This is a genomic window from Corallococcus sp. 4LFB (assembly GCF_046520365.1).
Taxonomy (GTDB): Bacteria; Myxococcota; Myxococcia; order Myxococcales; family Myxococcaceae; genus Corallococcus; species Corallococcus caeni.
The window spans coordinates 1-1350 of the sequence record NZ_JBKGHJ010000999.1 but is presented as its reverse complement, the minus strand read 5'-3'; the positions used below and the strand labels follow the sequence as shown (position 1 = coordinate 1350).

Below are 1350 nucleotides of genomic sequence, written 5' to 3'. Positions count from 1 at the left end.
GTGGCGGAGGTTCGCGACGACCTGCGCGACGCGCGCGTCGCTGGAGGAGCTCAACGCGGTGCAGGTGCGGCTGGATCACCTGCGCGCGCTCGCGCGCGACACCGCCCGGGCCCGCGAGCAGCTGGAGCTCGAACCCGCGCCGCCGGAAGGACAGACCCTGGGCGCGCTGCTCAGCGCCTTCGAGGCGGCGGATGATCAGGTGGAGGTGCTGTCCGGCGGCCTGCGCACGGCGGCCGCGTGGCGCCTGAGCGTGCGCGGCGGCTACGACGAGGTCTTCGACGTGGAGCAGAGCACGCCCCTCTTCGGGCAGCTCACGCTGGGCTACAACCTGGGCCACCTGTGGCAGGGCCGGGCCAACGCCCAGGCCCGCGACGGACGCCGCCAGGAGACGCGCGACGCGGTGGACGGCGCGCCCCGGCGCGTGCGCCAGCTGCTGGGCGAGCTGCGCATCACCGAGCGGAGCGAACAGCAGCGGCTGGGCGAGGTGTCCGCGCTGGTGTCGGACCTGCAAGGCCAGCTGCGCGAGGTGGAGCAACTGCGGACGCGGCAGGTGCGCCGCTTCCGCGACTACCTGCTGCTGGAGCTGGCGCGGCTCCAGGCGGAGCAGGCCTACCTGGGCGCGCACCTGGAGACGCTCCGGTCGCTGCTGGGAGGCACGGGCTCATGAGCGACGTGCGGCAGCGGCGGTGGGTGGCGCTCGGGACGTGGGGCATCTTGATGCTGTGGGCAGGCGCCCTGCTCCTGAGCCACGGCGCCTGCAACAGCACGAGGAAGCCCATGGAGTCCCCCGAGTCCTCCCAGCCGCGCGCGCTTCGCGCGGCCCCGCCAGCCCCGCGCGTCCTGGCCCCCGTCACGCGGCGGCAGCTGCACGTCACGGAAGGCCAGCTCGTGAGCCTCGCGGAGGACGCGCGGGACGGGACGCACTTCGCCATCGAGGAGCCCCGCCAGCGCGCGGTCGTCCCGGAGTCGACGGGCGACGAGGCGGAGCTGCGCTTCACCTGGCTGGGCGTCACCGACCTGGTGATGCCGCTGGCGTCCGGTCAGCAGCGCGAACAGGTGGGCCTCAAGCTGCGCGCCCGGGATGGCTGCAACGTCATCTACGCCATGTGGCGCATCGCCCCGTCCGCGGGCATCGTGGTCAACTACAAGCGCAACCCGGACGACCACGAGAGCCGCGAGTGCGGCAACGCCGGCTACGCCACCGTGCGGCCGCGCTTCATGGAGCCGCTGGACCGGATGGCCCCGGGGGAGCCCCACGCGCTGCGAGCCCGCATCGACGCGGGCGTGCTGACCGTGTACGCGGACGGCCAGCGCGTCTGGGAGGGCCTCTTGCCCGCCGACGCGCTCGCG

The 1350-nt window shown here is 74.4% G+C and carries 1 protein-coding gene and 1 pseudogene; both read left to right on the top strand.

Annotated features, from left to right (window positions below; genetic code table 11):
• Nucleotides 1-667 (top strand): annotated as a pseudogene (locus tag ACLEQD_RS43500) (hypothetical protein); the annotation flags it as partial.
• A partial coding sequence (locus ACLEQD_RS43495) for a hypothetical protein (RefSeq protein WP_410391806.1) occupies nucleotides 664-1350 on the top strand: 687 nt, incomplete at its 3' end. The pseudogene ACLEQD_RS43500 and the gene ACLEQD_RS43495, both read left to right, overlap by 4 nt.